The 5,622-nt window shown below is 63.1% G+C and carries 4 protein-coding genes and 2 riboswitches; all 4 genes read left to right on the top strand.

The features are described 5' to 3' along the window. Positions 1–112: 112 nt before the first annotated feature. The 4 genes from AC1D1P_RS12850 (at position 113) to gcvP (ending at position 5,539) form a co-directional block, all read left to right on the top strand. A complete protein-coding gene (locus AC1D1P_RS12850; RefSeq protein ID WP_477665657.1) occupies positions 113–682 on the top strand; it encodes a hypothetical protein in 570 nt (189 codons plus the stop codon). A gap of 27 nt (positions 683–709) precedes the next feature. Continuing rightward, positions 710–825, top strand: a riboswitch (glycine riboswitch). A 21-nt stretch (positions 826–846) separates the two neighbouring features. Continuing rightward, positions 847–950: riboswitch (glycine riboswitch) on the top strand. A gap of 55 nt (positions 951–1,005) precedes the next feature. Next, positions 1,006–2,166 carry a glycine cleavage system aminomethyltransferase GcvT gene (gcvT, locus tag AC1D1P_RS12845; RefSeq protein ID WP_477667880.1) on the top strand — a complete coding sequence of 387 codons (1,161 nt, stop codon included), beginning with the start codon at positions 1,006–1,008 and terminating at the stop codon, positions 2,164–2,166. Between the two features lie 54 nt (positions 2,167–2,220). Next, entirely contained in the window at positions 2,221–2,586 is a 366-nt protein-coding gene (gcvH, locus tag AC1D1P_RS12840; protein WP_457280135.1) for a glycine cleavage system protein GcvH, read from the top strand. Positions 2,587–2,644: 58 nt separating this feature from the next. Then, positions 2,645–5,539: an aminomethyl-transferring glycine dehydrogenase gene (gene gcvP, locus AC1D1P_RS12835; protein ID WP_477673252.1), complete on the top strand. Its 2,895-nt coding sequence runs from the start codon at positions 2,645–2,647 to the stop codon at positions 5,537–5,539. Positions 5,540–5,622 lie beyond the last annotated feature (83 nt).

Raw genomic sequence — 5,622 nt, 5'->3', positions numbered from 1 at the left:
GCTGTCGCTGGCTCTGCGGGATCTCGTCTACGCAAAATAGCTTTTCGGACAGGATTCACGAGGCTGTCATTTTCAGCAGCCATGCTCGGGGTTTCATTTCAGGATGAAATCCATGCAGCTTCACAAAACCGACCGTGCCCGTGCCGAGCTCAAGCCCGGCGTGAGAACGCTAGGCCAGCGCGAGCGCACCCTGCTGCTGATGGCCGACGGCAGCAAGTCGGCCCAGGACTTCCGCCCGCTGTTTGAGGGCGACGGCGAAGCCATTGCCCTGCGCCTTTTGCGCGACGGCTTTCTGGAAGCCCATCCCGGCAAGACGTCCGCGCCGGCAAAAAACCCTGCGCCTGCACCCGCCCAAACACTCACGCCGGCGCAGTTACAGAACTTTCCCAGCCCCGAAACCACCCAGGCCATTCAGGTCTCTGCCGATCAATTTGAAGGCAAGCGCTCGCTTGCCACAACCCGGATGTTCCTGTTCGACATCTGCGAACGCATGTTCGCCCGGCGCAACCCGGAGATGGCCGAGCGCTTTCGCGAAGCGCTGCGCAATGCCAAAGACCGCGAGACCATGCTCAGCGCCTCGCGCGAAATGATCGAGGAAATCGAAAAAATCGCGGGCCACGAGCGCGCCGACTCCATCAGCGAGCGCATCGCCATGCTGCTGCCGCAGCACCAGGCCGCCTGATCGAGCCGACAGCGGCTTCCGTTACACTCAGCGGTGTCAGGAGAGAGTTTTCCTCGCGAAAACCGCCGAAGGCGCACGAGCACCCGGGGGGCACCCCCCTTGAGTAGCACTGAACGCTCAGGCAAAAGGACTGGCAACCGCCCTGCGGCGCACCACGCGGCAAGGCGTTCCCTACTGGAGAGAGGCCGCCTTTCACGGGCAGCCCACCGAAGGAGCAAGCCTGCATCGCCGGGTGAATCTCTCAGGTAAAGTGGACAGCAGGGGCAGCCCATGGATTGAGAACAAGTTCTTGCCATGACCGTGTTTGCCCCCTGGAGAATGCCTTGTCCGATTCGTCCACCTCTTCCGCCGCCCCCGAAACCTTGTTGAAAACGCCCCTGCATGACCTGCATGTGGAGCTTGGCGCGCGCATGGTGCCTTTCGCGGGCTATTCGATGCCAGTGCAGTACCCCGCGGGCCTGATGGCGGAACACCACCACACACGCCAGGCTGCCGGCCTTTTTGACGTGTCCCACATGGGCCAGCTACGCCTGGTGGGTGCTGATGCCGCAGTCGCGCTGGAATCCCTGATACCCGTTGATGTGATCGACCTGCCCGCCGGCAAGCAGCGCTACGGCCTGCTGTTGAACGACGACGGCGGCATCATCGACGACCTGATGTTCTTCAACCGTGACTATGCGAACGGCGGCGACCTGTTTGTCATCGTCAACGGTGCGTGCAAGGCGGGCGACATCGCGCACATCCAGGCCAAAATCGGTTCGCGCTGCGAAGTCATCCCCATGCCCGAGATGGCTCTGATGGCACTGCAGGGCCCGCAGGCCGTCACGGCCTTGCAGCGACTGGCGCCAGGCGTCGAAAAGCTGGTGTTCATGACCGGCGGGCGCTTCACCGTGGCCGGCTGCGACTGCTTCATCACCCGCAGCGGCTACACCGGTGAAGATGGCTTTGAAGTCTCGGTGCCTGCTTCGCAAGCTGACGCACTCGCACGCGCGCTGCTCGCGCAACCTGAAGTCAAACCCATCGGCCTGGGCGCGCGCAATTCGCTGCGGCTGGAAGCGGGCCTGTGCCTCTATGGCAACGACATTGACACCACCACCACGCCGGTGGAGGCCAACCTCAACTGGGCCATGCAAAAGATCCGCCGCACGGGTGGCGCACGTGCCGGCGGCTTTCCGGGTGCGGACAAAATCCTGGCCCAACTGGCAGACCCCGCCCTACTCACCCGCAAGCGTATCGGCCTGGTGGCGCTGGAGCGCGTTCCTGTACGCGACCACACCGAACTGCAAAGCACCGACGGCATGGCTATCGGCGAAGTCACCAGCGGTTTGTTGGGCCCCACCATCAACCAGCCCGTCGCCATGGGTTACATCAAACCTGAGTTCGCTGCGCTAGGCACACGCGTGAACGCCATCGTGCGCGGCAAGCCGGTGCCCATGGAAGTGGTCGCCATGCCTTTCGTTCCCGCCCGCTACTACCGCGGTTAAGCACCAGATCAAGCTCCCCGTTTTATTCACCCCACTCAACCCCTGGAGAACCTCATGACCGTCAAATACACCGAAGACCACGAATGGGTCAAGATTGAAGGCAACGTCGCCACCGTCGGCATCACCGTGCATGCGCAGGATGCGCTGGGCGATGTGGTGTTTGTGGACCTGCCGGCYGTCGGCACCACCTTCGCCCAGAAAGAAACCGCCGGTGTTGTCGAATCCGTCAAGGCCGCGGCCGACGTGTATATGCCCTTGAGTGGCGAAGTCACCGAAATCAACGAAGCCCTAAGAGACGACCCGTCTCTCGCTAACAGCGACCCGATGGGCGCCGGCTGGTTTTTCAAAGTCAAGCTGTCCGACCCAACGCAGCTTGACGCGCTGATGGACGAAACCCGCTACACCGCTTTCGCTGCCTGATTTTCTGACCGATTCTTTTTTCTGACTCCTGGCTGCCARGCCTGACACGGGACCCGACATGTTGATGCAAACCGCCAAGCCCCTGGGCGACCTTGAAAACCCCGCCGAATTCATCGCCCGCCACATCGGCATCGATGACGCCGACGAAGTACACATGCTCAGCATCGTGGGCTCGGCTTCGCGCCGCGCGCTGGTGGAAGGCATCGTTCCGCGCTCGATTGCGCGCAGCACGGCCATGGCGATCCCCGCGCCTGTCACAGAGGCTGCCGCGCTCAAGCAGCTCAAGGCCATCGCGGCCAAGAACCAGGTGTTCAAGAATTTCATCGGCCAGGGCTACTACGGCACCTACACGCCAGGCGTGATCCTGCGCAACATCCTCGAGAACCCCGCCTGGTACACGGCTTACACGCCTTACCAGGCCGAGATCTCGCAGGGCCGCATGGAAGCGCTGATCAACTTCCAGACCATGGTCTGCGACCTGACCGGCATGCCGATCGCCAACGCCTCCATGCTCGACGAAGCCACCGCCGCCGCCGAAGCCATGACGCTGGCCAAGCGCAGTGTAAAAAGCAAAAGCAATGTCTTCATCGTGGCGGGCGACTGCCATCCGCAGACGATTGAAGTGATTCAAACCCGCGCCAAACCGCTGGGCATCGAAATCAAGGTCAGCACGGCCGCCGTCACGGTGCCGCAGCTGATGGCCGAAGGCAATTACTTCGGCGTGCTGGCGCAATACCCCGCCACCACAGGCAGCATCCATGACCTGCGCCCGCTGGCCGGCCAGGCGCATGTCGACGGCGCGGCCCTGTGCGTCGCAGCCGATCTGCTGGCGCTCACGCTGCTGGCCCCGCCCGGTGAATGGGATGCCGACATTGTGCTCGGCAACACCCAGCGCTTCGGCATGCCCATGGGCAACGGCGGGCCGCACGCGGCTTACCTCGCCTGCCGCGATGAATTCAAGCGCTCGCTGCCCGGCCGCCTGGTCGGCGTCACAGTCGACAGCCACGGCAACCCGACCTACCGCCTCGCACTGCAAACACGCGAGCAGCACATCCGCCGCGAGAAAGCCACCTCCAACATCTGCACTGCGCAGGTGCTGCCGGCGGTGATCGCCAGCATGTACGCGGTCTACCACGGCCCGCAAGGCCTCAAGCGCATCGCCGAGCGCGTGGCCGCCTACACGGCCATCTTTGTGCGCGGCCTGCAAGAACTGGGCTATGACATCACCAACACGGGCGCCTTTGACTCCGTGACGGTGAAAACCGGTGACGCTACCAATTTGATAGCTGACCGCGCACGTTCTGCGGGGGCTAACCTGCGTTTTCGCTTGAATAACCACCTGGGCGTGTCGCTGGACGAAACCACCAGCCGCAAAGATATCGAACTGCTGTGGTCTTTCTTCGCCAAGCCCGGCCAGACCGTGCCCGTGGTCAGCGCTTTCGAAAAGGGCGTTGAATCGCTGATCCCCGCCGACCTGCGCCGCACCAGCGCCTTCCTGTCGCACCCGGTGTTCAACACACACCATTCCGAAACCGGCATGCTGCGCTACATCCGCATGCTCAGCGACAAGGATCTCGCACTGGATCGCAGCATGATCCCGCTGGGCAGCTGCACCATGAAGCTCAACGCCACCAGCGAGATGATTCCCATCACCTGGCCGGAGTTCGCCAACATCCACCCGTTCGCACCTGCCGAGCAACTGCTGGGCTATGCCGAACTCGACAAGCAGCTTCGCGACTGGCTGTGCCAGGCCACCGGCTACGCTGGCATCAGCCTGCAGCCCAATGCCGGCTCGCAAGGCGAATACGCCGGCCTGCTGGTCATCAAGGCCTTCCATGAAGCCAAGGGCCAGGGCCACCGCAACATCTGCCTGATTCCATCGTCGGCCCACGGCACCAACCCGGCCAGCGCCCAGATGGTGGGCATGACCGTCGTCGTCACCGCCTGCGACGCGCAGGGCAATGTCGACATGGCCGACCTCAAGGTCAAGTGTGAACAGCACAGCGCCAACCTCGCCTGCGTGATGATTACCTACCCCAGCACGCATGGCGTGTTCGAAACCCAGGTGAAAGAGCTCTGCGCCATGGTGCACAGCCATGGCGGACGCGTTTACGTGGACGGCGCCAACATGAACGCACTGGTGGGCGTGGCCGCGCCAGGCGAGTTCGGCGGCGACGTGAGCCACCTGAACCTGCACAAAACCTTTTGCATCCCGCACGGCGGCGGCGGCCCGGGCGTGGGACCTGTCTGCGTGGTGGCCGACCTGGTGCCCTACCTGCCCGGCCATGCCACGGCGGGCATTCCCGTCAACGGCGTCGGCGCTGTCTCGGCTGCACCGCTGGGCAACGCGGCCGTCCTGCCCATCAGCTGGATGTACTGCCGCATGATGGGCCCCGAAGGATTGACGCAAGCGACCGAAGTCGCCATCCTGAGTGCCAACTACATCAGCTCGCGCCTGAAGGACCACTTCCCGACGCTTTACGCCAGCGAGAACGGTCATGTCGCGCATGAGTGCATTCTCGATCTGCGCCCGCTGAAGGAACCCAGCGGCGTCACCGCCGAAGACGTGGCCAAGCGCCTGATGGACTACGGTTTTCACGCACCGACACTGAGCTTTCCCGTGCCCGGCACACTGATGGTGGAACCCACTGAAAGCGAAACCCTGGCCGAGCTGGACCGCTTTATCGACGCGATGATTGCCATCCGCGAAGAGATCCGCAAAGTCGAAACCGGGCAATGGCCGCAAGACAACAACCCGCTCAAGCATGCGCCGCACACCGCGGCCAGCCTGATGGGCGCCGACTGGGACCGCCCCTACTCCCGCGAAATCGGTGCGTTCCCATTGGCTTCACTCAAGCAGGTCAAGTACTGGCCGCCGGTGGGCCGCGTCGACAACGTCTACGGCGACCGCAACCTGTTTTGCAGTTGCGTGCCCGTGACTGACTACGCCTAGGACCTGTCAACACTRTGTTTGCAAGATGCGTTGCGAGTCAAAAAGGCCTTGAGCAAGGCRCAAAACGCAGGCGGGGTGAACCC

This window comes from Polaromonas sp. P1_E1_2 (assembly GCF_056406035.1).
This window is presented reverse-complemented; position numbering and strand designations above follow the sequence as displayed.

Excerpts from the sequence above, each read along its gene's own strand:
- gcvP (WP_477673252.1), top strand. The coding sequence starts at position 2,645 with ATGTTGATGCAAACCGCCAAGCCCCTGGGCGACCTTGAAAACCCCGCC.
- AC1D1P_RS12850 (WP_477665657.1), top strand. The coding sequence starts at position 113 with ATGCAGCTTCACAAAACCGACCGTGCCCGTGCCGAGCTCAAGCCCGGC.